The sequence below is a fragment of the Candidatus Magnetobacterium casense genome (assembly GCF_019173545.1).
GTDB classification, from domain to species: Bacteria; Nitrospirota; Thermodesulfovibrionia; order Thermodesulfovibrionales; family Magnetobacteriaceae; genus Magnetobacterium; species Magnetobacterium cryptolimnobacter.
On record NZ_JABXWD010000792.1, the window covers coordinates 1 to 1,041 of the forward strand.

General features: G+C 52.4%; 1 protein-coding gene. It reads left to right on the plus strand.

What is annotated here, in order from left to right; genetic code table 11:
- Positions 1-250: 250 nt before the first annotated feature.
- Positions 251-1,041 (plus strand): DNA cytosine methyltransferase (locus HWQ67_RS19560; RefSeq protein WP_425340743.1); only part of this gene is annotated, 791 nt, incomplete at its 3' end.

Genomic DNA, 1,041 nt, shown 5'->3' on the forward strand with positions numbered 1-1,041 from the left:
CAAGAAACACTGGCCAGATGTGCCAATAGTAGAGGATATTAGGGATGTCGAGCGTATCAAGGAAGTTGTTACCAACGCCACAGGTGGACGACTCCAAGAATGTGAACTGTGCCGGCAACAGGCGAATGACCCTAGCGAAGCACGTCAGATTGTTGCCAACGGCAAGCAGCCGGGATTGGAAAGGGGGGAGCGGAACAGTAGTCAGCAAGAATGGGAAGGTGGCGAGAGTGAGCAACACAACGGGAACACGGTGGGGTGTGCGGTTGGATGCCCTAGTGGAAGCGGAAGAGAAGGGGATGGTGGTAGAAGGGGAAACCGCCCCGAATCTTCAACCATCCTTATTACCGCCGGATTCCCTTGCCAGCCTTTCAGTGTTGCCGGGAAGCAACTCAGCCAGGCAGATGACCGCTACCTCTGGCCTCAAACTATCGCAGTTATTAAAGAAGTCAAACCCCAGTGGGTATTGCTTGAAAATGTTACTGGAATCATCAACCTGGCACTCGACACTGTGCTATCTGACCTGGAAGGTGCGGGTTACGCCACAGAAACGCTTGTTATTCCAGCTTGCGCCGTCAATGCCTGGCATAGACGAGACAGAGTTTGGATTGTGGCCAACCAGTTCAGCGAGGGATTGGAAAAGTGGGCAAAACAAGAATTGTTGGAGCAATGCGAGACCGTTGAACGAGATAGTCTTATTGCCAACCCCCGAAGCACAGAACCAAGGGGGCTACCAAATAAGCAACGGCAAGAAAATGCCGCGATTGGGGGCGGTAGTCAAAATGTGGCCGACACCACAAACAGGGGCGCACAACGAAGCAGCACACAATGCAATGTCGGGGGATTGGAAAACGAAGTTCTGCGAAGTTGCTGGAATCCCGACTACTGGGCAGTTGAACCCGAATTGGGTCGAGTGGCTCATGGGGTTCCCCACAGGGTGGACCGACTTAAATGCCTCGGAAATGCCATAGTACCCCAGGTGGCTTATGAGATTATTAAGGTGATCATCGGAATTGACGAGGGGATTCCACAAAATACCTATAC